At 69.3% G+C, this 25,526-nt stretch carries 20 protein-coding genes and 3 pseudogenes; 10 read left to right on the top strand and 13 right to left on the bottom strand.

The genetic code is table 11. The features are described 5' to 3' along the window. Window positions 1-45: 45 nt before the first annotated feature. Window positions 46-2,205: a RecQ family ATP-dependent DNA helicase gene (locus OP79_RS05785; RefSeq protein ID WP_033318874.1), complete on the top strand. Its 2,160-nt coding sequence runs from the start codon at window positions 46-48 to the stop codon at window positions 2,203-2,205. 357 nt (window positions 2,206-2,562) lie between these two features. Here OP79_RS05785 and OP79_RS05775 read toward each other — a convergent pair whose 3' ends face one another. The 5 genes and pseudogenes from OP79_RS05775 to OP79_RS05760 all read right to left on the bottom strand — a co-directional run bounded on the left by OP79_RS05775 (window position 2,563) and on the right by OP79_RS05760 (window position 4,509). Next, window positions 2,563-3,093, bottom strand: a complete 531-nt coding sequence (locus tag OP79_RS05775; RefSeq protein ID WP_033318872.1) for a peptidoglycan-binding domain-containing protein — start codon at window positions 3,091-3,093, stop codon at window positions 2,563-2,565. 197 nt (window positions 3,094-3,290) lie between these two features. Continuing rightward, entirely contained in the window at window positions 3,291-3,620 is a 330-nt protein-coding gene (locus OP79_RS56800; protein ID WP_051744429.1) for an urease accessory protein UreD, read from the bottom strand. After that, the gene (locus OP79_RS56795) at window positions 3,566-3,985 is read right to left on the bottom strand and encodes an urease accessory protein UreD (protein ID WP_051744428.1); all 420 of its coding nucleotides are present in this window, start codon (window positions 3,983-3,985) and stop codon (window positions 3,566-3,568) included. The genes OP79_RS56800 and OP79_RS56795 overlap by 55 nt, the downstream gene beginning before the upstream one ends. Next, window positions 3,982-4,292 (bottom strand): annotated as a pseudogene (locus OP79_RS49625) (GTP-binding protein); the annotation flags it as partial. The gene OP79_RS56795 and the pseudogene OP79_RS49625, both read right to left, overlap by 4 nt. Before the next feature lie 19 nt (window positions 4,293-4,311). Next, window positions 4,312-4,509, bottom strand: coding sequence for a hypothetical protein (locus OP79_RS05760; RefSeq protein ID WP_033318871.1), 198 nt, complete (start codon window positions 4,507-4,509; stop codon window positions 4,312-4,314). Between the two features lie 237 nt (window positions 4,510-4,746). Here OP79_RS05760 and OP79_RS05755 point away from each other — a divergent pair, with 237 nt between their 5' ends. Beyond that, window positions 4,747-6,918: a TerD family protein gene (locus tag OP79_RS05755; protein WP_033318870.1), complete on the top strand. Its 2,172-nt coding sequence runs from the start codon at window positions 4,747-4,749 to the stop codon at window positions 6,916-6,918. 309 nt (window positions 6,919-7,227) lie between these two features. On the opposite strand, the pseudogene OP79_RS05750 reads toward OP79_RS05755, so the two are convergent. Continuing rightward, window positions 7,228-7,455: pseudogene (locus OP79_RS05750) on the bottom strand (fructosamine kinase family protein); the annotation flags it as partial. After that, a pseudogene (locus tag OP79_RS56790) lies at window positions 7,455-7,847 on the bottom strand (DEAD/DEAH box helicase); the annotation flags it as partial. The pseudogenes OP79_RS56790 and OP79_RS05750, both read right to left, overlap by 1 nt. Window positions 7,848-8,011: 164 nt before the next feature. Between OP79_RS56790 and OP79_RS05745 the strand changes: the two are divergent. The 6 genes from OP79_RS05745 to OP79_RS05720 all read left to right on the top strand — a co-directional run bounded on the left by OP79_RS05745 (window position 8,012) and on the right by OP79_RS05720 (window position 16,374). Further along, window positions 8,012-9,577 carry a DUF4192 domain-containing protein gene (locus OP79_RS05745; protein WP_033318869.1) on the top strand — a complete coding sequence of 522 codons (1,566 nt, stop codon included), beginning with the start codon at window positions 8,012-8,014 and terminating at the stop codon, window positions 9,575-9,577. Window positions 9,578-9,799: 222 nt separating this feature from the next. Next, entirely contained in the window at window positions 9,800-10,558 is a 759-nt protein-coding gene (locus tag OP79_RS05740; RefSeq protein ID WP_033318868.1) for an NUDIX hydrolase, read from the top strand. 90 nt (window positions 10,559-10,648) lie between these two features. Then, a complete protein-coding gene (locus tag OP79_RS05735) occupies window positions 10,649-12,412 on the top strand; it encodes an ABC transporter ATP-binding protein (RefSeq protein ID WP_033318867.1) in 1,764 nt (587 codons plus the stop codon). Window positions 12,413-12,575: 163 nt separating this feature from the next. After that, window positions 12,576-13,457: a FadR/GntR family transcriptional regulator gene (locus OP79_RS05730; RefSeq protein ID WP_078491626.1), complete on the top strand. Its 882-nt coding sequence runs from the start codon at window positions 12,576-12,578 to the stop codon at window positions 13,455-13,457. Between the two features lie 401 nt (window positions 13,458-13,858). Next, the gene (locus OP79_RS05725) at window positions 13,859-15,400 is read left to right on the top strand and encodes an RNA polymerase sigma factor (RefSeq protein WP_033318865.1); all 1,542 of its coding nucleotides are present in this window, start codon (window positions 13,859-13,861) and stop codon (window positions 15,398-15,400) included. Between the two features lie 155 nt (window positions 15,401-15,555). Then, entirely contained in the window at window positions 15,556-16,374 is an 819-nt protein-coding gene (locus tag OP79_RS05720) for a serine protease (RefSeq protein ID WP_033318864.1), read from the top strand. A 164-nt stretch (window positions 16,375-16,538) separates the two neighbouring features. Here the strand turns inward: OP79_RS05720 and OP79_RS05715 are convergent, their stop codons facing one another. Beyond that, the gene (locus OP79_RS05715; RefSeq protein ID WP_033318863.1) at window positions 16,539-16,769 is read right to left on the bottom strand and encodes a DUF7455 domain-containing protein; all 231 of its coding nucleotides are present in this window, start codon (window positions 16,767-16,769) and stop codon (window positions 16,539-16,541) included. Window positions 16,770-17,213: 444 nt separating this feature from the next. Between OP79_RS05715 and OP79_RS05710 the strand changes: the two genes are divergently transcribed. Further along, window positions 17,214-19,337 (top strand): DNA gyrase/topoisomerase IV subunit B, encoded by a 2,124-nt coding sequence (locus OP79_RS05710; protein WP_033318862.1) that lies wholly within the window; start codon window positions 17,214-17,216, stop codon window positions 19,335-19,337. Between the two features lie 156 nt (window positions 19,338-19,493). Here the strand turns inward: OP79_RS05710 and OP79_RS05705 are convergent, their stop codons facing one another. From OP79_RS05705 to OP79_RS05690, 4 genes are all read right to left on the bottom strand, one after another. Further along, window positions 19,494-20,186: a response regulator gene (locus OP79_RS05705; protein ID WP_033318861.1), complete on the bottom strand. Its 693-nt coding sequence runs from the start codon at window positions 20,184-20,186 to the stop codon at window positions 19,494-19,496. A gap of 282 nt (window positions 20,187-20,468) precedes the next feature. Continuing rightward, window positions 20,469-21,149 carry a response regulator gene (locus OP79_RS05700; protein WP_033318860.1) on the bottom strand — a complete coding sequence of 227 codons (681 nt, stop codon included), beginning with the start codon at window positions 21,147-21,149 and terminating at the stop codon, window positions 20,469-20,471. Next, on the bottom strand, window positions 21,146-22,870 hold the full coding sequence (locus OP79_RS05695; protein WP_051744427.1) for an ATP-binding protein: 1,725 nt from the start codon (window positions 22,868-22,870) through the stop codon (window positions 21,146-21,148). Before OP79_RS05695 ends, OP79_RS05700 begins: the two co-directional genes overlap by 4 nt. A gap of 71 nt (window positions 22,871-22,941) precedes the next feature. Then, complete coding sequence (locus tag OP79_RS05690) at window positions 22,942-23,892, bottom strand: ferredoxin family protein (protein ID WP_033318859.1); 951 nt, start codon at window positions 23,890-23,892, stop codon at window positions 22,942-22,944. A 529-nt stretch (window positions 23,893-24,421) separates the two neighbouring features. Here OP79_RS05690 and OP79_RS56785 point away from each other — a divergent pair. After that, window positions 24,422-24,658: a hypothetical protein gene (locus OP79_RS56785; RefSeq protein ID WP_033318858.1), complete on the top strand. Its 237-nt coding sequence runs from the start codon at window positions 24,422-24,424 to the stop codon at window positions 24,656-24,658. A 198-nt stretch (window positions 24,659-24,856) separates the two neighbouring features. Here the strand turns inward: OP79_RS56785 and OP79_RS05680 are convergent, their stop codons facing one another. After that, a complete protein-coding gene (locus OP79_RS05680; protein WP_033318857.1) occupies window positions 24,857-25,360 on the bottom strand; it encodes a DUF6082 family protein in 504 nt (167 codons plus the stop codon). Between the last annotated feature and the right edge of the window lie 166 nt (window positions 25,361-25,526).

The following is a 25,526-nucleotide window of genomic DNA, read 5'->3' as shown; positions in this document are numbered from 1 at the left end:
TTGGTGGATTCGTCGATTGTCAGTGCCGTCGGGTTGCATGGGGGCATGGACGATCTGGAGCTCCGCACTGAAGCCGATGCCATCCTCGCTGAGCTGGTCGGTGATCCGGAGGGTTCGGCGCGGCTGCGGGAGGATCAGTGGCAGGCGGTGGCGGCTCTGGTGGAGGAGCGCCGGCGTGCCCTGGTGGTGCAGCGCACCGGCTGGGGCAAGTCGGCGGTGTACTTCGTCGCCACCGCTCTGCTGCGCCGGCGTGGCTCCGGACCGACGGTGATCATCTCGCCGCTGTTGGCGCTGATGCGTAACCAGGTCGAGTCGGCGGCGCGGGCCGGTATCCAGGCGCGGACCATCAACTCGGCCAACCCGGAGGAGTGGGACACCATCTACGGGGAGGTGGAGCGCGGCGAGACCGACGTTCTCCTCGTGAGTCCGGAACGCCTTAATTCTGTGGATTTCCGGGATCAGGTGCTGCCCAAGCTGGCGGCTACGACCGGTCTGCTGGTGGTCGACGAGGCGCACTGCATTTCCGACTGGGGTCATGACTTCCGGCCCGACTACCGACGGTTGCGCACGATGCTGACGGAGTTGCCAGTAGGTGTACCCGTGCTGGCCACCACTGCGACCGCGAACGCGCGAGTGACTGCGGACGTGGCCGAGCAATTGGGCACGGGGGGCGGGGATGCTCTGGTTCTGCGGGGGCCGCTGGACCGGGAGAGCCTGCGGTTGGGGGTGCTGGAGTTGCCGGATGCGGCGCATCGGCTGGCGTGGCTGGGGGAGCGGCTGGGGGATCTGCCGGGTTCGGGGATCATCTACACGCTGACGGTGGCGGCGGCGGAGGAGGTCGCGGCGTTCCTGCGGCAGCACGGGTACCCGGTGGCCTCCTACACGGGGAAGACGGAGAACGCCGACAGGCTGCAGGCGGAGGAGGACCTGCTGGCGAACCGGGTGAAGGCGCTGGTGGCGACCTCGGCGCTGGGGATGGGCTTCGACAAGCCGGACCTGGGATTTGTGGTGCACCTGGGGTCGCCCTCGTCTCCGATCGCCTATTACCAGCAGGTGGGGCGGGCAGGGCGTGGCGTGGACCATGCGGATGTGCTGCTTCTGCCGGGGCGGGAGGACGAAGCGATCTGGGCGTACTTCGCGTCTGTTGGTTTCCCGCCCGAGGAGCAGGTGCGGCGCACGCTGGCGGTTCTGGAGGAGGCGGGCCGTCCGTTGTCGCTGCCGGCGCTGGAGCCGTTGGTGGATCTGCGACGTTCGCGGCTGGAGACGATGCTGAAGGTCCTGGACGTGGACGGGGCGGTCAAGCGCGTGAAGGGGGGCTGGACCGCCACCGGCGAGCCGTGGGCGTACGACGCGCAGCGGTATGCGTGGGTGGCGAAGCAGCGGGAAGCGGAGCAGCAGGCCATGCGGGACTACGTGGCGACCACGGGGTGCCGGATGGAGTTCTTGCAGCGGCAGCTCGATGACGAGGAGGCGGCCCCGTGCGGTCGCTGCGACTCCTGCGCCGGGCCCTGGCTCGATCCCGCCGTCTCGCCCGGGGCCCTCGCGGCAGCGACCGGTGAGCTGGACCGCCCGGGAGTCGAGGTCGAACCTCGCAAGATGTGGCCGACCGGGCTCGCCGCGGTCGGGGTCGACCTCAAGGGCCGTATCCCCGCGGGCCAGCAAGCGGTCACCGGGCGCGCGCTGGGCAGGCTGTCGGACATCGGCTGGGGCAACCGCCTGCGCCCGCTCCTGTCGGCACAGGCCGCGGACGGGCCGGTCCCGGACGACGTGCTGGCCGCGGTTGTGACCGTGGTGGCCGACTGGGCGCGCTCGCCGGGCGGCTGGGCCAGTGGTGCCCCTGACGCGGCGGCGCGGCCGGTGGGGATCGTCGCCATGCCCTCCCGTACCCGCCCACAGCTGGTGGCCTCCCTGGCCGGGGGTCTGGCCCGGGTGGGCCGGCTCCCGCTGCTGGGCAGCCTGGCCTACACCCCGCAGGCCGGCGAACATGCAGGGCACCGCAGCAACTCCGCCCAGCGGCTGCGCGCCCTGGCCGCCTCGTTCACCGTGTCCGACGAACTCGCCGCCGCCTTGGCCGCCACTCCCGGCCCGGTTCTGCTCGTGGACGACTACACCGACTCCGGCTGGACCCTCGCTGTAGGCGCACGCCTCCTGCGTCAGGCCGGTGCCGACCAGGTGCTCCCGCTCGTCCTCGCCCTGGCCGGATAGGTGAACTCTGCGGGCTGCCCGCCCCGGCCCTGGAGCCAGGTCGGCACCGGCAGCAAAGGCCGGATGGCCGCCCACTCCGCGTCCGTCCTCTCCGAGGGATACCGGCGTTCCCGGTCCGGATGACCGGCCACGTTGCCGTACGCATGCGCGAGACAATCACACAATGGAGCAGCCGAATTGAACTGAACGGGCTCGGACGCGTACAACAACGACACCAGGGCCTCTCGGCACTGCTCGGTCGGATTCGCATCCCCGAGCTGCCGAGAGGCCCTGTCTTCATACGCGTACAACGGGAAGATCACCCCGCGGGAAACCTGTCCGACCCGCACGTTCCACGATCGGCTGAGATACGGCTACTCAGTAAGTGGTCGGGACCGACGAACCGTCGAACTTTACGGAGTAGACCTGCTTCTCGAAACCGGCCACCGTCTTCCGCTTGAAGGTCGCGTTGTCGACGCTGCCGGCATAGACGACAGTGCCATTACCGTTCACGGCACTGAGGTTGTTGTCCGCGACCTCGAAGGACGCGGGGCTCGCCTTGCCGCTCTGATTCAGACCCCTGTCCTTCTGCCAGTTCTTGGTCGCCGACACCGTACGCGAGTCGAACTCGCCGCTGATGTCGTCCTCGGTGAACGGGCGCAGGGTGCCGCTGTCCTTGAAGAAGGTGCCGTCAGCCACCAGGACGGTCTGCCACAGGGCGACCGCGTTGCTCTCGGCACCTTTCTTGAGCGTTCCCTCGTCGCCCCAGTCGTCGCGGGTGTTGCCGCTGCCGTCGATGACGCCGGCGTCCTCGTCCGCCTGGGCAATGCCCGTCGCCGCGAATCCCCCGAGAGCGGTGCCCACGGCCAGCACGGTCGCCATCGCTGCCTTGCGGAAGTGCTTGTTCATGTTCTTCTTCTTTCCCTTGGACCGCTCGTCCCGTTGATCCTCACGAGACCGAGCGGGTTGCCGAATCGACTGACTCGACCATCCGTGAAGAGAGCCTGGGGAGGTAGTCACGTAGTTCCGGGGCTTGACATCCGCCCACCCGGGGATGTCAGGACGGCGTGGGACAGTCGGCCCGCCGGGGCGCCGGCTCGTCGACGTCAGCGGGTGAGGGCGCGTGCGTGTGCCTCGTCGAGCAGTTCCCGCAGCGTCGAGGTGGTTGGTGCGATGGTGGTGGCGAGCAGTGCCGGGCCGCCTGCCAGCGGTGCGAGGACGGCGCACCCGTTCTTGGTGCCTTCGCCGAGGAGTACGGCGTCTCGTCGGACGTCGAGGAGTGGGTCCACGACCAGGAGCTGCTCTTCTCGCAGCACGAACCGTGAGGTGGCGGCGAGTTCGACGGTGTACGTCTGCCTCAGATCGCTGCCGACGGCGCTGATCAGGGGCTGCGGTAGCCGGCGCAGATGGGCGTGTTCTCCGGCGGTGAGGCGCACATCGAGGTGGCCGCTTCGGTGGTGGGGCCGCGCAGGGCGAGCGTGGCGGCAGCTGTGGCGACCTTCAGCTCGGCCCGGTCCTCGGCGGTGATGTCGAGGGTGAGCCGGTCGCCACCGAGCGGGGCGCTCGTCGCGCCGATGATCCCCACCGTGGCGGCTTTGCCGGCAGTGCGCATGCGCCGCAGGTGGAAGGGGCCGTCGCTGCGCAACTGCGGGAGGGCGGTGGCGCGTCCGTTGTGTGCGGCGCGGACCCTGGTCGTGGCACGTACGCCGTAGGGGTGTCCGGCGGGCTCCTGGCCGCCGGTTGAGGGAATGTCGACGTCGGACGTGGCGCGGGCGGGGGCGAGTTGGGAGGAGGGGTTCATGCAGTTGCCCCGGCTCGCCACTGGGTGAGGTGGCCGGTGACCCAGTCGGCGACTTCGCGGGTGCCGTCGTCGCCGCCGGCCACGTCGATGACGAAGATCTGCACGTCGACGAGGCCCTTGGAGAAGATGGCGGTCAGGTTGTCACCACCGGACTCGACGTGCACCAGGTCGAGGGGGTGGAGGTCTCTTCCAGGTGCTCGACGGCTTCCAGGCTGGCGGAGATGTCGTCGCGGATCGCGGTGTGCGGGCAGGCGCCGGTCTCGACGGCGGTGATGCGCTCGGGCGGCAGGACGGCTTCGCGCGGCAGGCGCCTGCCGCTGTCGCGCTTATGCCGCACGACGCCACGCGCGTCCTCCGGGCGACCACCTTGGGTCCCACTGCCGGGTTGACGGGGGATGGAAGCTGATGGCGAGGGCGGCGGGGTAGAGCACCCGGTGCCCGTAGCGGGCGCGGGCGCGATCGGCGACGTCGCCGACGGTGTGCAGACCGTACTCGTCGAGCGTCGCGGCGATTTTCGCGCCCACGCCGGGCAACTCCCGGACCGGGCGGGCGCAGGAAGGCGGCGATCGCCTTGGGGGATTCGTCGGTGACGGTGCGCTGTTGGCCTCAGCACGGGCCGACCTGCGGTGCGCGGTGACGCCACTGTGGCGTTATCGGACAACTCAGAGATGATCTTGCTGTGGCGGGTGTGACCACGGCGTCGGAGCGCGTACAAAAAAACTCCTGTGCGCCGGCTCGCACACCTCTGCGATCATCCCCGAATGGCGCACAGTCTCGAATCGCTGGTCATCCGGCACACCCACCGCCTCTCCTCCCCCAAGGGCTCCGCCGGGGAAGGAGCCGCCGCCGCGCGGCAGTTCGACGCGGCGCTGACGTCCGTGGGCTTCAAGCTCTCGGCGGAACTGCTGGCGCGGCTGTCGGGGCTGTCCGAGGCCGCGGTCGTGCACACCGCCAAGCGGACGCTGCGCACCGTGAGCGAGATGGTGGGCGACCACGTCCGGCACAACTCGTACTTCATCGACTTCCCGGCGAACGTGCCGGACACCGAAGAGTTCTGGATGCGGTGCGTGACGCAGGCGCTCGGCGACGACAAGTCGCGCGAGAACGTGCTGACGCAGCTGGCACACGGAGTGCTGGACCTGCTCAGCCTCCCCACGTACGGCCGCTACCAGCACACCTACGAGGAGATGCTCGCGGTGCAGGACGAGCTGATCGCTTCGGCGGGCGACCGGGTGACCGTCCTGTACCTCGGCCGGGACCTGGACGACGAACTCACCGACCTGTACCTGGCTCTGGCGGGCAGCACGACCCCGCTGGGCGAGGACCACCTGCGCGACCTCAAGACCCTCGCCGAGCGGTGCGCGCTGGGCCCCCAGCCGGAGTCGATCCCGGTCCGGGAGAACCGGGCGATCGTCAACGAGGCCCGTCTCGGCGTCGGGGCGGACCTCCTCCTGGACACCGTCACCGATGTGCTGCGGCTGGCCTGCGCACTGTCGGGCGGCGACGTGACGCTGCAGGAGCCGACCCGGTTCCGGGCGATGTCGCGGCCGGTGCGCCGCGGGCTGCTCGCGGGCCTCGACGCCGTGGTCGCGGCGAACCCCGCCAAGCTGGCCGATGTGCACGCGCACCGCGAGCCTTTCAAGCGGCTGGGTGAGCGTCTCCACCCGCACGAGTACCCGCGCTGGCCGCACGCCGCCGATGTGTTCGCCGTCGCGCGGGGCGAGAAGGAGGCGCGGTCCTTCGACAGCCGGGTCGAGAAGCTGCTCGACGCGTTCGACGTCCTCGGTGCGGTGCAGCTGCTGAAGTCCGCTCCCGGCAAGCTGTTTCGCGCCCTGGACCTCCTGCTGCGCATCGCCGCCGACCAGGAGGAGCGGGACGCGGTGGTGGCCGCTGTGGTGGAGGTCGCTCCCGAGGTCTCCGGCCGGGTCGTGCTCTCGGTCCGCGAGCACCTCCACAACCGGGAGCGGGAGACCGACGAACTCCGCATCTTCGTCAACCGCCGGGGCCGCGCCTGGGTGACCCCCGACGTCCGGCCGCCCGTCCCCGCCGCCGACCGCGACCGGCTGATCGCCGCCCTCGACGCCGAGATGCGCCGTCGGCTCCCGGCGCCGGGCCGGCTGCTGCTCGACCCCGACATCCTGGACGTGGCGCTCCCGCTCAGCGGCAGGGCGACCGCGGCCGGGCTCGGCGTACTGCCGCGAGGTTCGGTCTCGGCGGTCGACGGCGAACAGCTGCGCTTCTTCGTGTACTGGAAGGAGACCGAGAACCGGACCGACTACGACCTTTCGGCGCTGCTTCTCCACGCCGACTACAGCACCGACTCCTGGCTCTCCTACACCTCCCTCACGGCTGTCGGGGGCGAGCACTCGGGCGATGTCACCGAGGCGCCCGACGGGGCCTCGGAATTCATCAACCTGTCCCTGGACCGGGTACGCAGCGCATTCATCGTGCCGCAGGTCAACATCTACGCCGGCGAAGGCTTCGAGGAGGTCGAGGAGTCGTTCTTCGGGTTCATGCTGCGCGACGGCGAGCAGAAGGGCCGGCCGTTCGAGCCGCGCACCGTGCGGATGAAGTCGGAGCTGCGCGGAGTGGGCAGGGTGGCGCTGCCGCTGGTGTTCCGCCGCGAGGACGACGGCCGGTGGCGCGCGAAGTGGCTGCACCTGTACCTGAAGGGCATCTCATCGGCCAATCGGGTCGAGGAGAACCAGGTATCGGTGTCCAAGGTGGTGCGCGCCCTCGTGGAGCGCGAGCAGCTGACGGTGCGATACCTGATCGACCTGATGTCCCGCGACACCACGGCCGTGGACCTGTGGGACGGCGGGCCGGTCCCGGACGAGCCCGTGATGTACATCGGTCTCGAACGTGCCGAGGGGCTGCACCCGGACTCCCGGATCATCACCCTCGAAAATCTGCGCGACCTGATCCCGGGCTGAGTGCTAGCGTTGCCCACGGCGAGGCCATGAAGGGGCTTCCTTCTCAATTCCTTTTCCGAAACAAGTTCCTTCGCTTTCCTCGCCCTCGACTTCGACTGGGAGGCGCCCGCGCGGCGCCTCCCAGTTTTCGTGTGCGCAGACGGCTCATCATCCCGGAAAACCCACACGACTTGGCCCCGGGCCGACCGATAACGTTGCCTGCGGCGAGGCCATGAAAGGGCTTCCTTCTCCTCCGCCGTGAAAGCGGCTTACATGCGATGAGTCCCTTCGCTTTCCTCGCCTCGACGTCGCTCCGCGCGGTGCCCGCGCTCACCGCGCGAGCGCCGCCCGAGCCGTTTTCAGGGTCCGTTCCGCGTAGCCGCGGCCGACGAGCGTGGCGTGCACCAGCAGTGGGAAGAGCTGGTGCACTCCGGCGCGGTCCGCCCAGCCGTCGGCGAGGGGTGCCGCCCACCGGTAGCCGTCGAGGACCTGGTCCGAGTAGGGGCAGCCGAAGAGGGCGGGCATCGCCAGGTCGGTCTCGCGGTGGCCGTCGTGCGTGGAGAAATCAGTGCTTCCGGGCTCACCAGGAGCACATCGACCTCACCCGCGGCCACCTCGTGCTGGATCGTGTCCCACTCCTCCGTGTTGGACGAGTTGATGGTCCGCGCCTGGATTCCGGCGCGTGCGGCCGCCTCGACCTGGTTGTGCATGAGCGCGAGGAGCGGGGAGACGATGACCGTGGGCCTGCGCCCTGCTCGCGCATCAGCGCGGTCGCGACGAAGTGCACCGCGGACTTGCCCCAGCCGGTGTGCTGCACGACCAGGGTTCTGCGCTTGTCGGCGAAGAGTGCTTCGATGGCTCGCCACTGGTCCTCGCACAGTCGACTGGTCCTCGCACAGTCGGGCCGCGCCCGCCCGGGCGCCGACGAGGCGGGCGAGAACGGTATCGGCCGTGCGCGGTACGCAGTTCTTCGTGGGTCATGGCCCCATGCAACCCGATGGGTCGGACATCGCACGAATGCGTCCGCCGCGCTGTGGACAACTTCTGACGCGGTCATGATCAAGGTTGTCCACAGGGCAAAGCGGAACTCTGGAATCCGCGGGATGGTCGCCACATGACGAACCACAGCGAAGCGGCCGGGACTTCCGGCAACGGCGACATCAGCGGGCGCGACGGGCATGGAGAAGGGAGCGGGCGCGATGGTCATGGGGAAGACCGCGCGGTTGGAGGTGCCGACGGTGCGGGGCGCGGTGCGGACGGTGTCCCGTGCGCCGAGCACCAGGTCACGCTCCGCACTCCGGCCGAACTGGCCGATGCATTGCCGTACTTGCTCGGGTACCGGCCCGAGGACAGCATCGTGCTCGTCGCCCTGCACGACCGGGACGGGCGGGGCCGGTTCGGCGGGCGAGCACGGCTCGGCATCCCCGGCAACGCGGACGACTGGCCGGCCGTCGCCGAGCAGTTGGCGCAGGGCCTGATCAAGGGAAGCGAACGCAGGGGCGCACCGGTCGAGAGCATGGTCGCCTTCCTCTGTCAGGACCCCAAGGACAACGAGTCCGGGTGGGAGGTCATGGAACGGCTGCGCCCACTGGCGCAGTTGCTGCGCACGGCGTGCGGCGTTCTCGACGTCCCCGTGGTCGAGGCACTGTGCATCACGGACAACCGCTTCTGGTCGTACTGCTGTCCCAGTGAGGAGTGCTGTCCTTCCGGCGGTACGCCCATGGGCCTGCCCGGCACCTCGGTCCTGGCCGCTGCGGCAACTTACGCCGGTCTCCAAGTCCGGGGCACCTTGCGGGAGTTGAGGTCCAGGCTCAGCCCCTGGGAGACCGCGGCGGCGCTGGAGCAGGAGTCCGCGCTGAACGCCGTGAGCATGGCTCTCATCCCCAGGATCCTGGACGACGAGAGCCGCGCGGACGTGGCGGCCCAGACCCTGGAGCTGGCCGACCGGGTCATGCGCCGGTTCGCCGATGCCCCACCCTTGTCCGGCATGCTTCCGGCGGATCTCCGCGACGATGAGCTACTGGCCCATGACGAGGCCGCCACCCTGATCCTCGGTCTCCAGGACCGCACGACGCGCGACAGCGCGGCGGAGTGGATGGAGGGCGACGAGGCGGGTCCGGCGTTGCGCCTGTGGCGTGCCCTGGCCCGCCGCTGTGTCGGAGCGTACGGAGAGCACGCCGCTGCGCCGCTGACCCTCGCGGGATGGGTCGCCTGGTCCTCCGGCGATGAGCTGGAGGCCCGCGAAGCCCTCGCCATGGCGCTCGGCGCGGACCCCGGGTATCTCTTCGCTCGCCTGCTGCACCAGGCGTGCAACGAGGGGCTGGATCCCGAGTCGATCCGCCGGTGCCTTCGGAAGGAGCGCACCGATCGCAGCGGCGCGACGGCGGGGGCCCAGGCGAGCGTTTCCTCGGCGCCGCGGGCCGGAGCCGACGGGCCGCCCGGCCACACCCCGACACCGTCGACACGGACGGCGTTCCGCCGACGCAGGACGCGGTCCACCGGCAGCTCCGGCAGCCATCCGAGCCGACGCTCCACCGGGCCGGGAGGCACGCGCCGCCCCCGGCCTGCCGCCGAGAGCCCCACCGCTGCGGAAGGACGCGGCCGGGTCGGCGACAGCACGAGCAGCGCTTCTCGGCCCCGGCGAGGGGCTGGACGTCGTGAGACAAGGAGCGACACATGAGGGTGGGGCAACGGTACTTCTCCGTACGCGTCAGCAGGCTCGGTCTCGCCATGGCCGAGGAGGCGGCCGGCGGGCTGCAGCCGGGGGTGCGAGCCCGTTGGACCCGATGGGATCAAGGGCCGACGGCCTCCCCTGGCGTCCGTATCGGGGCGGATTGGATCAGCTGTCCCAGTGGCCGGGGAAAGGAGTGCTTATCGTCAGGCAGACGACTATGATCGCGGCATGCCCTACGACCCGTCAGCCTTCCCGCCCTTTGCCGTCACCGTTGACCTGGTCGTATTGACCGTGCGTCGCGATGCCCTGTGCGCGTTGGCGGTACGGAGGGGCGAGCCCCCGTTCCAGGGGCGGTGGGCGCTGCCCGGCGGCTTCGTGCGGCCCGACGAGGACCTGGCGCAGGCCGCCGCGCGGGAACTGGTCGAGGAGACCGGGCTGTGCGCCCACGACCCGGACGCCCCCGCGCAGGACAACGGCGCGCACCTGGAGCAGCTCGCCACCTACGGCGACCCCAAGCGCGATCCGAGGATGAGGGTCGTCAGCGTCGCTCATCTCGCGCTCGCCCCCGATCTGCCCGCGCCCAGGGCGGGCGGCGACGCGAACAGCGCGCGCTGGGCCCCCGTCGAGGAACTGCTCCAGCGGGGCGGATACGGCCGCGACGGCGAACAGGCGGCACCGCTCGCCTTCGACCACGCGCAGATCCTGGCCGACGGGGTGGAGCGCGCCCGCTCCAAGATCGAGTACTCATCGCTGGCCACTGCCTTCTGCCCGACCGAGTTCACCGTCGGCGAGCTGCGTCGTGTCTACGAGGCGGTGTGGGGAGTTGTGCTCGACCCCCGTAACTTCCACCGCAAAGTGACCGGCACCCCGGGCTTCCTCGTCCCCACCGGCGGTACGACCACCCGGCAGGGCGGCCGCCCCGCCCAGCTCTTCCGTGCGGGCGGCGCCACGTTGCTCAATCCGCCGATGCTGCGCCCCGAGGTCTGACACAGGACTCGGCTCGCCCAGTGCGAGGGGCGTCCCGGAACGAAGTTGGAATGCCCGAAAAACCGTACATATCGCGCTATCTTGCGTTGGGTGATCCAGGCCATCGGACTGACCAGCAACCCCCGCAAGGAGCTTCCGCCCGCCGTCGACGACGTGTCCTTCGAGGCGCACGCGGGACGCGTCACGGCGCTTCTCGGAGCGCCGGGCGCAGGCAAGACAACGGTGCTGAGGCTCATGCTCGAACTCCAACAAGGCCGCGGAATCACCCACTTCAGAGGTCGTCCGCTGCACCGCATCCCCCATCCCGCACGCGAAGTGGGCGTGCTCCTCGGAGAGGTGCCCGGCCATCCGGCACGCACGATCCGCGGTCAACTCCGCATGCTGTGCGCCGCCGTGGGCGTGCCCGTCCGTCGCGCCGACGAAGTCCTCGAAGCGGTGGGTCTCGTCAGCCTGCGCGATGAACGCCTCGACGCGCTCTCACGCGGTATGGACCGTCGTCTGGGTCTCGCCTGCGCGCTGTTGGCGGACCCGCACACGCTCGTTCTCGATGCCCCCGCCGACGGTCTCTCGATCCGTGAAAGCCGCTGGCTGCACGGAGTTCTGCGCGCGTACGCAGCCGGGGGCGGCACCGTGCTGTTCACCACGGACGACCCGAAGGAGGCCGCGCGGACCGCCGACCGGGTCGTCACGATCGAGGAGGGCAAGCTCGTAGCCGACCAGGAGGTCGCGGACTTCGCCCGCACCCGGCTCCGGCCCCGCGTCGCCGTCCGCAGCCCACACGCCGCCCGGCTCGCCGCCCTTCTAGCCAAGGAGGCGCGCACCACACGGCGTTCCGTCGAAGTCGTGCGGGAGGACGGCAATCGCCTCTCGGTGTACGGCAGCACCTGTGCCGACGTCGGCGAAACCGCGTACCGTCACGGCATCCTCGTACATCAACTGGCCGATGAAGTCGGCGACATGGGGCCCCCGATCGAGCAGCGGCCCGCGACTGACCCTCAGGAGGCCGAGGCCTCTGAGAGGCTCGCCGAGCCGGAGAACGTGGACGCGCTGCCCTCCCTCCCGCCCCCCATCACCGTCCGCCAAGGCCGCAATCCGCTGCGTCCCCTGCGCTATGAACTGCGCCGTGCGGCAGGAGTCGGCACCGGTTACCTCACTGCGGCAGCGGTGCTCGCCATCTCTGCCGTCACCTCCGTACTCCTGGCACGGGTGGGGCACACGCCGCAGCCGCGGCTGCTCGCCGCGTGGCCGCAGCAATTTCCGCTGCCGCCCGCGGCGCTCGGCGCGGGGCTGCTCGGCGCTGTCGCCTTCGGCGACGAGTTCCGCCATCCCGCCCTGGCCGCGGACCGCGGTACCGTCCCCCGCCGCCTGGGACTGCTCGCCGCCAAACTCCTCGTCGCCGCCACCACCGCGCTGATCCTGGCCATCCTCACGGTGGGCGTGGACGCCGAACTGCTCTACATCGTCTACGGACGGGAGGTCGTCGGGGTTCCCGCCGACTGGCTTTCGCTGAGCGCCGGTTGGATCGGCCTCGTGGTGGGCTGCGCCTGGGCGGGCGTGCTGGCCGCGGGCGTCTTCCGGTCGACGACCGCCGGACTGGCGGCCGTTCTCACCGTACCGATCGTCGTCGTACCCCTCGTGCACAAGGTCCTGGAAGGACCGTCCGTGCGAACCGCGACCGGGTTTTCGACGCGGCTACGTGAGTTCGTGCCGGTGCAGTGGCCCTTCGGGGGTGAGCGATATCTGGCAGCTGGGGCGCGGATGATCGCTCAACCCGTGGGCGGTGCACTGATGTTGTCGCTCGCTGTCCTGCTCTGCACGTATCTGCTCACGACTCTGCGGAGCAGGATCCGATGACCGCTATGAGCGGCACAGGCGTTCCCGCGATGCGTACAACTCATCGGGGAGCGCCCATTTCTTTCCGATAAGGCGTCAATTGCGACGGGGTGAGCGATCACCCTTTCGTGTGCTTTTCACCAAAGACCTCAAGGCAGTTGGGGGCGACGCCGACAAAGGATGCGTGAGTACCCTTGCGCACACCATGATGACCGCCGCCCGCTCCGCAGACTCCGGCCTCGCCGGCCCGGGCGAACTCGACCGCTATCCCTACGCGGAGGCCCCCGGCGTCGATCGCGTCGGCGCCCCCGCGTGGGAGGGCACGGACCCGGAGTTGGGCCGCGTGAGCAGGCGGGCCACAGGCTCCCGCGGTCGCGGCCTGCACGGCCAACTCGTCCAACAGCTCGGCCAGATGATCGTTTCCGGAGACCTCGGAGCGGACCGCCCGCTCGTGCCCGAGGAGATCGGCCAGCGGTTCGAGGTCTCCCGCACCGTCGTCCGTGAGTCACTCCGCGTCCTCGAGGCCAAGGGTCTGGTCAGCGCCCGCCCCAATGTCGGCACCCGGGTACGGCCCGTCAGCGACTGGAACCTCCTCGACCCGGACATCATCGAGTGGCGGGCCTATGGGCCGCAGTGCGACGACCAGCGGCGCGAGCTGAGCGAGCTGCGCTGGACGATTGAGCCGTTGGCCGCCCGCCTCGCTGCCGGACACGGACGCGAGGAGGTGCAGCAGAGGCTCGCCGACATGGTCGAGATCATGGGGCATTCCATGGCGCAGGGCGACGCGCTCACCTTCTCGCGCGCCGACGCGGAGTTCCACTCGCTCCTCATCCAGGTCGCCGGCAACCGCATGCTGGAGCACCTCTCCGGGATCGTGTCGGCCGCACTCCAGGTCTCCGGCGGCCCGATCGCCGGCTGCGACCGGCCGAACGAGATCTCCCTCGCGCACCACGCCCGGATCGTCGACACCCTCGCCGCCGGTGATGGAGCGGCGGCCGAGGCGGCCATGCGTCAACTGCTCACCGTCCACCCCGACCGCGTGGTGCCCGCGCCTCGCGAGCACTGACCGCGCGCCGAGGGCGGCGCAGTCGGAGGCGTGTCCTCTCGAGGGGCATCGCGCGGTCGGCGAGCGATCCACCGCCGGACTCTGCCGGATCCTCTGGGATCCGGCAGAGTCCGGCGGTGTGCTGAGATCTTGCGCCCGCCGGTTGACCAACTTTGACCGTATCTAGCAGCATTTGTAAACTTACGGGATGTGACTCGGGCCACGCAGATTGGGCGTAACGCTCCTCGGAACAGCGCGATGACCTAAGAGGTGACTGCCGACGAGGGAATACGGACGCCGTTCATGGCGCTGTGCATCTTCGCGGCCCCCGCCCGCGTCGTCGACTCATCCCCCAGTCGACGGTCGTCGGCTCCGGTCCACACTGGACGGGGCCGGAAGCCGTTTTCCAACGTTCCGAGAGGTTGTTCGTGTCGGCCAGCACATCCCGTACGCTCCCGCCGGAGATCGCCGAGTCCGTCTCTGTCATGGCGCTCATTGAGCGGGGAAAGGCTGAGGGGCAGATCGCCGGCGATGACGTGCGTCGGGCCTTCGAAGCTGACCAGATTCCGGCCACTCAGTGGAAGAACGTACTGCGCAGCCTCAACCAGATCCTCGAGGAAGAGGGTGTGACGCTGATGGTCAGTGCCGCGGAGCCCAAGCGCACCCGAAAGAGCGTCGCAGCGAAGAGTCCGGCCAAGCGCACCGCCACCAGGACCGTCGCGGCGAAGACGGCGACGGTCGAGCAGGCCACCGCCGCTCCGGCGATGCCTGCCGTCGACGCTCCCGCCGAGGACGCTCCCGCCAAGAAGGCCGCTGCCAAGAAGGCGACCGCCAAGAAGGCCGTCGCGAAGAAAACCGTCGCCAAGAAGGCGACGGCCAAGAAGACCGCCGCCAAGAAGGACGACGCCGAGGTCATCGACGAAGAGGCGACCGAGGAGACTCCGGGTACCGGCAAGGCCGGTGCCGAAGAGCCCGCCGAGGACGGCGCCCAGGGCTTCGTCCTGTCGGACGAGGACGAGGACGACGCGCCCGCGCAGCAGGTCGCCGCGGCCGGTGCCACCGCCGACCCCGTCAAGGACTACCTCAAGCAGATCGGCAAGGTCCCGCTGCTCAACGCCGAGCAGGAGGTCGAGCTCGCCAAGCGCATCGAGGCCGGTCTGTTCGCCGAGGACAAGCTGGCCAACGCCGACAAGCTCGCCCCCAAGCTCAAGCGCGAGCTGGAGATCATCGCCGAGGACGGCCGCCGCGCCAAGAACCACCTCCTGGAGGCCAACCTCCGTCTGGTGGTCTCCCTGGCCAAGCGCTACACCGGCCGCGGCATGCTCTTCCTGGACCTCATCCAGGAGGGCAACCTCGGTCTGATCCGTGCGGTGGAGAAGTTCGACTACACCAAGGGCTACAAGTTCTCGACGTATGCCACCTGGTGGATCCGTCAGGCGATCACCCGCGCGATGGCCGACCAGGCCCGCACCATCCGTATCCCGGTGCACATGGTCGAGGTCATCAACAAGCTCGCGCGCGTGCAGCGCCAGATGCTCCAGGACCTGGGCCGCGAGCCCACCCCGGAGGAGCTGGCCAAGGAGCTCGACATGACCCCGGAGAAGGTCATCGAGGTCCAGAAGTACGGCCGCGAGCCGATCTCCCTCCACACCCCCCTGGGTGAGGACGGCGACAGCGAGTTCGGCGACCTGATCGAAGACTCCGAGGCCGTCGTGCCGGCCGACGCGGTCAGCTTCACGCTCCTCCAGGAGCAGCTGCACTCCGTCCTCGACACCCTGTCCGAGCGCGAGGCGGGCGTCGTCTCCATGCGCTTCGGTCTCACCGACGGTCAGCCGAAGACCCTCGACGAGATCGGCAAGGTGTACGGCGTCACGCGTGAGCGCATCCGCCAGATCGAGTCCAAGACGATGTCGAAGCTGCGCCACCCGTCGCGCTCGCAGGTCCTGCGCGACTACCTCGACTGAGCGGTCTCCCCGAGACCGCTCAGATCCCGGTCGTACGTCACCCAGGGCCCGGTCTCCCGCACAGGGAGCCGGGCCTTCGGCGTGTGTGGAGTGCGAGCCGCTGTCGCGTGAATCACTCTGGGTTTCCCATGATGACCTCAGAGTGAGGAGCGTGTATGCGTCGGCCCTATGTGCGAGCGCTGGCTCTCGCGGCCGTGGCGGCCGTGATCTCGTTGGCATCCCCCACACCCGCGGCGGCCGACAGCGTCGTCATAGGTGGCTATTCCGTCGAGATCTCCAAGAGCCCCTGGGTGGTGGCGCTGGCGAGTCGCGACCGGTTCGGGGGTACGCGTGCCGGGCAGTTCTGTGGGGGCGCGGTGATCGGCCGGTCGACTGTGCTGACCGCGGCCCACTGTCTGGGCGAGGAGGCGCTGGGCGCACCCTTGGGGAAGATCCGCGATCTGAAAGTAATCTCCGGGCGCGGGGACCTGCTGGGGGATGGGGGCAGGGAGATCCCGGTGCGCAAGGTCCGGGCCAACCCGGCGTACGACAGCTATACGAACGCCGGTGACGCCGCTGTACTCACTCTCGCCGAGCCGCTGCCCGCGAGCTCGGTGATTCGCGTGGCGGGCTCCGGTGACGCGGCCTACCGGCCCGGTACGGACGCTGTGGTCTACGGCTGGGGCGATACGACGGGCAAGGGTGACTTCGCACACGGTCTGCGGGCCGCCCGGGTGCGGGTGCTGTCCGACGCGGTCTGTGAGGAGGCGTATCCGGGCGGTGTGGACGGGACGTATCTGGCCGACTCCATGCTCTGCGCGGGGGAGCCGGACGGTGGCCGGGACGCCTGCCAGGGGGACAGCGGTGGTCCGCTGGTCGCCCAGGGGCGGCTGATCGGCCTTGTGTCGTGGGGAAGCGGCTGCGGACTGGCCGACAGCCCAGGGGTCTATACGCGGGCCTCAGGCGCTGTCAGGGGGCTGGATGCGGGCCACTGACGAGGATGTCCAGCCGTGGTCGACGGCAGGGACATACAGGCATGGTCGCCGGCTGGGATGTCCAGGCCGATAGGCAGATTTAAGGCGGCTGCCCCCCCGATGCGGGGGGGCAGCCGCCCGGTCACCGGCCTGTGCCGTAGCTGGCTCGTCGTGGATGCGAAGTGTCAGCGCTCTTCTTCATTGGCGCTTTCCGGAACGGATGTCAGCCGCTCCGTCTCGTCCTGTATCTCAGCGGCGATCTTCTTGAGTTCCGGCTCGAACTTGCGTCCATGGTGGGCGCAGAAGAGCAGTTCACCACCGCTGAGGAGAACGACGCGCAGATATGCCTGGGCGCCGCAACGGTCGCAGCGGTCAGCGGCCGTCAGTGGGCTCGCGGGGGTCAGAACAGTAGTCACGTCGCCTCTTCTCTAGCTCGACGAGCTGTCGTACCAGGGTCAACATCCAACCAGGCCCAAAACGTTCCCGCTCGGGGCTCTGCCTCGAAAAAATCTCTCTCCGAGTCGGCTGTCTGCTGCCGGTTGGCGGCGAATGAGCCGTATTGCGTGTCTTTGTATCTTTACGGGTTCGCGCTGTCTGTCAGGGTCAAGTCCTCCCGGCTGGATTGCCGGTTGTTCATGAGGACGTGCCCGGAGCCTAAATGGTTCATGCCTGGAAGGGAACGTGATATGTACTTCACTCCATCGAGGGATCGAACAGGCATGCGACCCTGGACTACCCTGAGTCTCAGACGAGGGTGGCGTTACAACGGCTCTACCAGGCCTCGGTACCCTCGGACCGGCGACCGAAGCCGGTCCTTACCCTAAAGGGCCCCACTTGAAATTCAGCGAGGAGCGAACCGCGTGACCGCCGAGACGTCCGTGCCGTCCACAGCGCTGCTGACCGGAGCAGACCGGGACGGTTCCAACTACACCGCGCGGCACCTGCTCGTCCTCGAAGGGCTCGAGGCCGTGCGGAAGCGCCCGGGCATGTACATCGGGTCGACCGACACCCGCGGTCTGCTCCACTGCCTCTGGGAGATCATCGACAACTCCGTGGACGAGGCCCTGGGCGGGTACTGCGACCACATCGAGGTGATCCTGCACGACGACGCCTCGGTGGAGGTGCGGGACAACGGCCGCGGCATCCCCGTCGACGTGGAGCCCAAGACCGGCCTCTCCGGTGTCGAAGTCGTGATGACCAAGCTGCACGCCGGCGGCAAGTTCGGAGGCGGCTCGTACGCGGCTTCCGGCGGCCTGCACGGTGTGGGTGCCTCCGTGGTGAACGCCCTGTCGGCCCGGCTGGACGTCGAGGTGGACCGCAGTGGGCACACGCACGCCGTCAGCTTCCGGCGAGGTACGCCCGGTGCCTTCAAGGGGGTCGGCCCGGAAGCGCCCTTCGACGCCTCGGCCGGTCTGCGCAAGCTCAAGAGGATCCCCAAGACCCGCACCGGCACCCGCGTGCGCTACTGGGCCGACCGCCAGATCTTCCTCAAGGACGCCAAGCTCTCCCTGGACACGCTGCACCAGCGCGCCCGCCAGACCGCTTTCCTGGTACCCGGACTGACGATCGTCGTCCGCGACGAGTACGGGCTCGGCGAGGGCGGCAGCAAGGGCGAGGAGTCCTTCCGTTTCGACGGAGGCATCAGCGAGTTCTGCGAGTACCTGGCGAGCGACAAGCCGGTCTGCGATGTCCTCCGCCTCTCCGGCCAGGGCACCTTCAAGGAGACCGTGCCGGTCCTGGACGACCACGGCCAGATGACGCCCACCGAGGTCACCCGTGAACTCGGCGTGGACGTCGCGCTGCGCTGGGGCACCGGCTACGACACGACGCTCAAGTCGTTCGTCAACATCATCGCCACGCCCAAGGGCGGCACCCATGTCGCGGGCTTCGAGCAGGCCGTCACGAAGACGGTCAACGAAGTGCTGCGCACGAAGAAGCTGCTGCGCGTCGCCGAGGACGACATCGTCAAGGACGACGCCCTGGAGGGCCTCACCGCGGTGGTGACGGTGCGCCTCGCCGAGCCGCAGTTCGAAGGCCAGACCAAGGAGGTGCTCGGCACCTCCGCGGCCCGTCGCATCGTGACGAACGTCGTCTCCCAGGAACTCAAGGCGTTCCTGACCTCCACGAAGCGGGACGTGGCCGGGCAGGCCCGCGCCGTCCTGGAGAAGGCCGTCGCCGCCGCCCGTACGCGCATCGCGGCCCGTCAGCACAAGGACGCGCAGCGCCGGAAGACGGCCCTGGAGTCCTCGTCGCTGCCCGCCAAGCTGGCCGACTGCCGTAGCGACGACGTCGAGCGCAGCGAGCTGTTCATCGTCGAGGGAGACTCCGCGCTCGGCACCGCCAAACTCGCCCGGAACTCCGAGTTCCAGGCGCTGCTGCCAATCCGCGGCAAGATCCTCAACGTCCAGAAGGCGTCCATCTCGGACATGCTCAAGAACGCCGAGTGCGGCGCGATCATCCAGGTCATAGGAGCCGGGTCCGGCCGGACCTTCGACATCGACGCGGCCCGCTACGGCAAGATCATCCTTCTCGTCGACGCCGATGTGGACGGCGCGCACATCCGTATCCTGCTGCTCACGCTCTTCCAGCGCTATATGCGGCCGATGGTCGAGGCGGGCCGGGTCTTCGCCGCGGTTCCGCCGCTGCACCGCATCGAGCTGACCCAGCCGAAGAAGGGCCAGGACAAGTACGTCTACACGTACTCGGACCGCGAACTGCGCGACAAGCTGCTGGAGTTCCAGAGCAAGGGCATCCGGTACAAGGACTCCATCCAGCGCTACAAGGGCCTCGGTGAGATGGACGCCGATCAGCTGGCCGAGACGACGATGGACCCGCGCCACCGCACCCTGCGCCGTATCAACATCTCTGACCTGGAGGCTTCGGAGCAGGTGTTCGACCTGCTCATGGGCAACGAAGTGGCCCCGCGCAAGGAGTTCATCTCCAACTCGGCGGCGACACTGGACCGTTCGCGCATCGACGCGTAAGCGCTCCGCTGGAAGTGCAGTTCGAAGCTGCGGGTGCGTTGTGGCTGGTCGCGCAGTTCCCCGCGCCCCTAAGAGGCCTGCGGCCTCCTCTTAGGGACGCGGGGAACTGCACCGGGCTTCGGCAAGGCTGCCCAGGCACCCAAGCGGCCAAGTCCCTCAGGGCGCCACCCACGTGTAGCGATGCTCGGGGCGTCCCGTGTCGCCGTACTTGAGGGTGAGCCGCAGCCGTCCGGCCTGTTCCAGGTGGCGGAGATAGCGCTGGGCGGTGGAGCGGCTGAGGCCGGTCTCGGCGGCTACCTCGTGGGCCGACAGTGGATGGTCGGCCTCGTGCAGGACCTTGCAGATCAGGTCCATGGTGGGTTCCGAGTGTCCGCTGGGCAGGCCGGGCGAAGAGGCCGTGGGCGTCGTACGCAGCGCGCCGAAGATCCGGTCGACCTGCTCCTGGCCTGCCGCGCCCTGGCCCTCGACCCGCTCGACGGTGCGGTGCAGGGCGGCGTACGAGTCGAGGCGGGTGCGCAGCGCGGCGAAGGTGAACGGCTTGACCAGATAGTGCAGGGCGCCGAGGCGCATCGCGGCTCGTACGGTCTCCACGTCGCCGGCCGCCGTGATCATGATGACGTCGCTGGCGTGGCCGAGTTCCCGCATCCGCTGGACGAGTTCGAGCCCTGTCCGGTCGGGCAGGTAGTGGTCGAGCAGCACCAGGTCGACGGGTTCGCGGGCCACGGTGGCCAGGGCCTGAGCCGCGGTGTGCGCGCGGGCGGCGACCCGGAAGCCGGGCACTTTGCCCACGTACTGGGCATTGATCTCGGCGACACGGAAGTCGTCGTCCACGACCAGGACATCAATCATCGGGTCTCTCTCCCCGAGCCCGGGCCTGCGTCGTGCCCGTGCTCCGGCTCCAGTGTTGTGGCGTGAGCAAAACGAGCACAACACGCTTTTGCAAGCAGAAGAAGGCCTTGCGCTCACAAGACTGCTGCTCTTGCACACGGCACCTCTACGGTCGCAAGGCAGGTACGCAGACACGGAGTTGGTGACGCAGGCCGCGGGCTTGGGTTTCCTCGCACGGCTGGCCTCCCCTGACAGCCGTGCTGAGGTGGGCGCGGTTGCAACTCCCGTACTTCGACCGTGCCCTCAGGCGCGGGTCGCCCAGACGTAACGGTGCTCCGGGCGGCCCGCGTCGCCGTATCTGAGGCTCAGCGTCGCCCTCCCGGTGCGCTCCAGGAGCTTCAGATAGCGCTGGGCGGTCTGCCGACTGAGCCCCGTCCGGTCCGCGATCTCCTGGGCCGACAGAGGGCCTTCGGCGCTCAGCAGCGCCCGGCGCACGGCCTCCGCGGTGGTGGGGGAGTGCCCCTTGGGCAGACCCGGTTCCGAGCCCGCGGAGAGGGCGCCGAAGATCCGGTCGACCTCGGCCTGTTCGGCCTCGCCACCGCCGTCGAGGGTCCGGCGCAGCGCCGCGTACGCCTCCAGCTTGGCGCGCAGTCCGGCAAAGGCGAACGGTTTGACCAGGTACTGGAGCGCGCCGTGCCGCATCGCGGCCTGGACCGTGGAGACGTCACGGGCCGCGGTCACCATGATCACGTCGGTCTGGTGGCCGCGCCGCCGCATCTCCTGGACGACCGCGAGGCCCGTATCGTCGGGCAGATAGTGGTCGAGGAGCACCAGATCCAGCTGCGGCAACGCCTCCACCTGTTGCAGCGCCTCCGTTGCGGAGTGCGCCTCGCCCGCGACATGGAAGCCCGCGACCTTCTCCACGTAGGCGGCGTTGACCCGAGCGACCCGGATGTCGTCGTCCACGACCAGTACCTCGATCATCGCGACTCCTCCTTGGTGGTCGTGGAGCCGGCCACGGCGGCTTCGTGGGGCGGGCCCGAGTCGGGTACGAGACGCGGCTCTCGTGCGAGCCCGGGCTGCGGTGCGAGTCCCGGCTCCGCCAGTGTCTCCGGCAGCACGATGATGAATTCCGCGCCCCCGCCGTCCGCTTCCGCGACCCGCGCGCTGCCGCCCTGCCGCTCGGCGAGCCGCCGCACCAGGGAGAGGCCGATCCCGCGCTTGCCGTGCGCCGGAGGCTTCTTGGTGGACCATCCGTCGGTGAAGACCAACTCGCGCTGTTCGGCGGGGATTCCGGGCCCGGTGTCCCGCACCCTGAGCACTGTCGTACGCCCCTCCGCGCGCAATTCGACCTCCACGCGCGCGTGCTGCTTGCCGGCGATGGCGTCGAGCGCGTTGTCGACGAGGTTGCCCACGATCGTGACCAGTCCCCGCGGATCGATCAGCTGGTCGGGGAACAGCGTTCTGTCCGAGATCCACAGCGCCACGCCGCGCTCCGCCGCGACAGTGGCCTTGCCGACCAACAGGGCGGCCAGCAGCGGGTCGTGGATCTTCTCCGTGACCTGTTCCGCGGTGGCCCTGTGGTCGCCGACCACCTCGCCGACGAACTCCACGGCGTCCTCGTACATCTCCAGCTCCAGCAGGCCGAGGAGCGTGTGCATACGGTTGGCGTGCTCGTGGTCCTGGGCGCGCAGGGCGTCGATCAGGCCGCGGGTGGAGTCGAGTTCGCGGCCTAGCTGCTCCAGCTCGGTGCGGTCGCGCAGCGTGGCGACGGCGCCGCCGTCGTCGGTGGGCATCCGGTTGGCGACCAGGACGCGCTGACCGCGGACGGTGAGCAGATCGGTGCCGGTGACGCGTCCGGCCAGTACATCGGTCGTACGTCCCCCGCCGAGGGCCTCGTCGAGCGGCTGCCCGACCACCTCGTCGCCGATGCCCAGCAGGCGCTGAGCCTCGTCGTTGAGGAGCCGGATCCTGCCGCCGCGGTCCAGGGCGACGACGCCCTCCCTGATGCCGTGCAGCATCGCCTCGCGTTCCGCCAGGAGCGCGGCGATGTCCGAGAAGGCCAGGTCGCGGGTCTGCCGCTGGACTCGCCTGGAGATCACATACGCGGCCAGCGCGCCGACGGCCATGGCCCCGCCCGCGTACGCGAAGAGGCCCGGGATCGCGTTGAGGAGCCTGGCGCGCACGCTGTCGTACTCGATGCCGACGGAGACCGCTCCCACGATGTCGCCGTCGGCGTCGCGCAACGGCACCTTGCCGCGCGCCGAGCGGCCCAGCGTCCCGCTGTCGATCTCCATGACCTCGTGGCCGGCCAAGGCCTGCCCGGGGTCGGTCGAGACGACATCGCCGATCCGTTCGGGGTCGGTGTGCGACCAGCGCACGCCGACCGTGTTCATCACCACGACGTACTCGGCCCCGCTGGCCTTCCGGATCCGCTCCGCCTCGGCCTGTACGGGCCCGCCGACCGTGGGCGGCGTCGACGTCAGCTCCTCGGCGAGCTGCGGCTGCGCGGCCGTGGTCTGCGCGATCGCGAGGGCACGGCGCATCGCCTGGTCGTCGAGCTGGTCGCTGAGCGGAGCGAGGAACAGGCCGGTCGCGAGCACGGCGACTCCGGCAGCGATCGCCACCTGCATCAACAGCACCTGCGAGAACATCCGTTTCGGCATGCCGAGGCGGAGTCGTCGGGCAGGGGGAGTGGGACTCATGCCTATGACGGTACGGGGGTGGACGCGCCGTGCCGTAGGGGTGTGGCGTTGATCTCTTGAGCGGGGCGTGATCAGCGGGCCACGAGGGCCGCCACAGCCGGACGGGTCAGCTCGCGCACCGCCAGCACGTCCATACGGGCCGGGGAGCCGAGGGCCGAGCCACAGCTCTCCTGGCGGGGCGGCAGCGAGGCGCCTTGGGCGACGGTGACGCGCCAGATGCGGCCGTCGGTGTGGGCGACGGTCACCTCCCAGCGAGGTGCCGTGCCGTCCGTGTGGACGACCGTCAGCGTGTCGGCGGCCTCTTCGCCTGTCGCCGTGCGTACGGCCAGCTCGGCCGCCTGGCCGGGGCGCTCCCAGGCAGAGCTCCCGCGGCACCCTTCGGTGACCACACGCCCTTCCCGTACGCCCTGGAGGACCTCCTTGACGGTATGGGCCTCCGCGCGCCCGTACGCGTAGCCGAACGGCAGCACGAGCAGGGTGGGCGAGAAGCGGTGGCCTCCCAGGTGGGTGACTTCCCATGCGCCGTCCACTCCGGAGGCGGCGAGCTCGGCAGCGAGGGGACGGCCCAGGAGGGCGCAGCAGCGGTCTCGCTTGCCGTTGGTGCAGACGAGGGCGAGAGGGTTGCCGGTGTGGGGGCGGCCGTCGAGAACCGTGTCGAAGGTGTTGGATGCGCCTCCGCCCAGTGCGGCGAAGTCAAGTTTGAGCAGCTGCTCGGGGTCTGACGTTGTGGCGCTGTGCAGCCATATGTTTCCAGGAGCGGTGTGGGCCGCGTACACCTTGCGCTCGGCAACCGTGTGGCAGTCGGCGTGCCGCCCCGGGCGGCGGATCAGTGCGATACGTACGCCGGTGCCCTCCGTGGCCTTCCCCAGAGCGCGCCCGAGGTCCGGATCCAGATGACTCGAGGTCAGCGCTCTGGCACCCCAGGGTCCGGGCTGTTCCAGCAGCAGCCACGTCCTCGCGGTGGCGGCGGTCCCCGCGAGGGGCTCGTCCAGGTCCCGGGAGACCTTCGTGCACGTACTCACGGAGGTAAGCCTAACCTGAGTTACCGGAAGTGGCTTTCGGGGCCATCTGGGGTCAGAGTTCCTGCAGTGGCTGAGATGGCCGCGGGCCTTTGGTTCCCACACCGAACGTTGCCTGACTCATGGCCTGGAGGAAGGCGCGCGGCGGCGCAGGTCAGCAAGGGCCTGGTCGAACAGCCCAGCCGGCTGGGCTTCTGAGCTGCTCGGTGAAAGGCCACTCCTCGCTGGCCGAGTGATGTCCCAGTACGGCTCCCTTTTGGCTTACGGATGCCACCTACGCATCGCAGGCCACCAACATCCCCGCGAAGCCACATATCACCTAAACACCGCACACCGTCAAGCGGCTCAGGTAAAATTCACCTGCCTCAACGCTGTTTCAAGTCGCACCAGCAACAAGATGCCGACATAATGTGTGACCTACCCACTCTGTGGGCATACTCCGGCGCACACCCATACACCGGAGGTCCATACCTCCGGCGACCACCCCTGTTCGGAGAACGTCCACCACTCCGAGTAAGGCTGGTACCTATCCGTGAAGATCGTGCGACGCGTCGGGGCTACACCACGCGAGCGAGGCAGCGCCACCGGTCAGTCATGTCCCGATATCTTCGAACTCAGTGACGGCCGTTTCGCCGTCATTGGGACCGAAGCCACAGCTGCGCTCGACAGCGAGCTTCCGCCCGACGCCGCACGGGCCGATTATGAGCGGATCGTGGTGATCACACGCGAGACTCTCGTACGCGCGAAGGCGGACATCCCGGACGCTTGAGGTCGGGAATCCTGCGCACACGGTTGGGACGCTTCCGGCCCGGCATCGACGCAATGCCGGGCCTTTCGTATGCCCGGCCGGGCATGCCTGGTTTTCCGCGACCTGTGCCGAGAAGTGTTCGGCGGACTCCGGGGAGGGACCGGTGACTTCGGGGCGCCCCTGTGTTCCAGCCTGTGGGGCAATCCGCGACGCGTGGGATCAAAGGGATTCTTCGGGCGGCGCCCCCACGACCCACCATTCGTCGGTGTCGGAATCGGCCTGCTCCTGCATCAAGTCGTCCATCATCTGGCCCAGTTCGGCCTCTTCGGACGAGTCGGGCAGACTCTCCCGATGGTGCTGGGTCGCCGCCCAGTACTCCCGGAAGATCCTGTTCTGGCACATGATGCGGAAGTGTCCGTGGAGCTCTCGCCGGGTCAGGGCGCCGATCCGGTGAAAGTACAGAGCATTGATGTAGAGCGCGTTCGCGAAGAGGTACTGCCGCTGCTTCTCAGGAGCGATGTCGACCTCGTACGTGTTGAGGACCGCGGCGAGGGTGGGATCGACCATGGCCTTGCAGAGCAGGTCGAAATGCAGTCGGTGCTGTTCGGTGAGTGCGGCACGCCTGCGGTGCCGCGTCCCTACCTCCATGGCCATCCCGGCCGCGGACGCGAGCCTCCCCCGGGCGGCGGAGAGCCACCCCTTCAACGCACTCTGTGTGGCCATGTCAACCCCCGAATCAGGCAACCGTCCGCCGGTCGTCGGGTGCGGGTCGACAGGGAACTGACCGGCGAGCGGGTGGGCGGCACGCTTGCCGTCTTCCAGGGTGCCGAGCGGCTCTGATCGGCTGGGAGGCGGCTAAGAGGGCGCACAGGGGGAAGCGCGGGGCGCG

It is taken from the genome of Streptomyces yerevanensis (assembly GCF_000716805.1).
Classification (GTDB): Bacteria; Actinomycetota; Actinomycetes; order Streptomycetales; family Streptomycetaceae; genus Streptomyces; species Streptomyces flaveus.
This window is presented reverse-complemented; position numbering and strand designations above follow the sequence as displayed.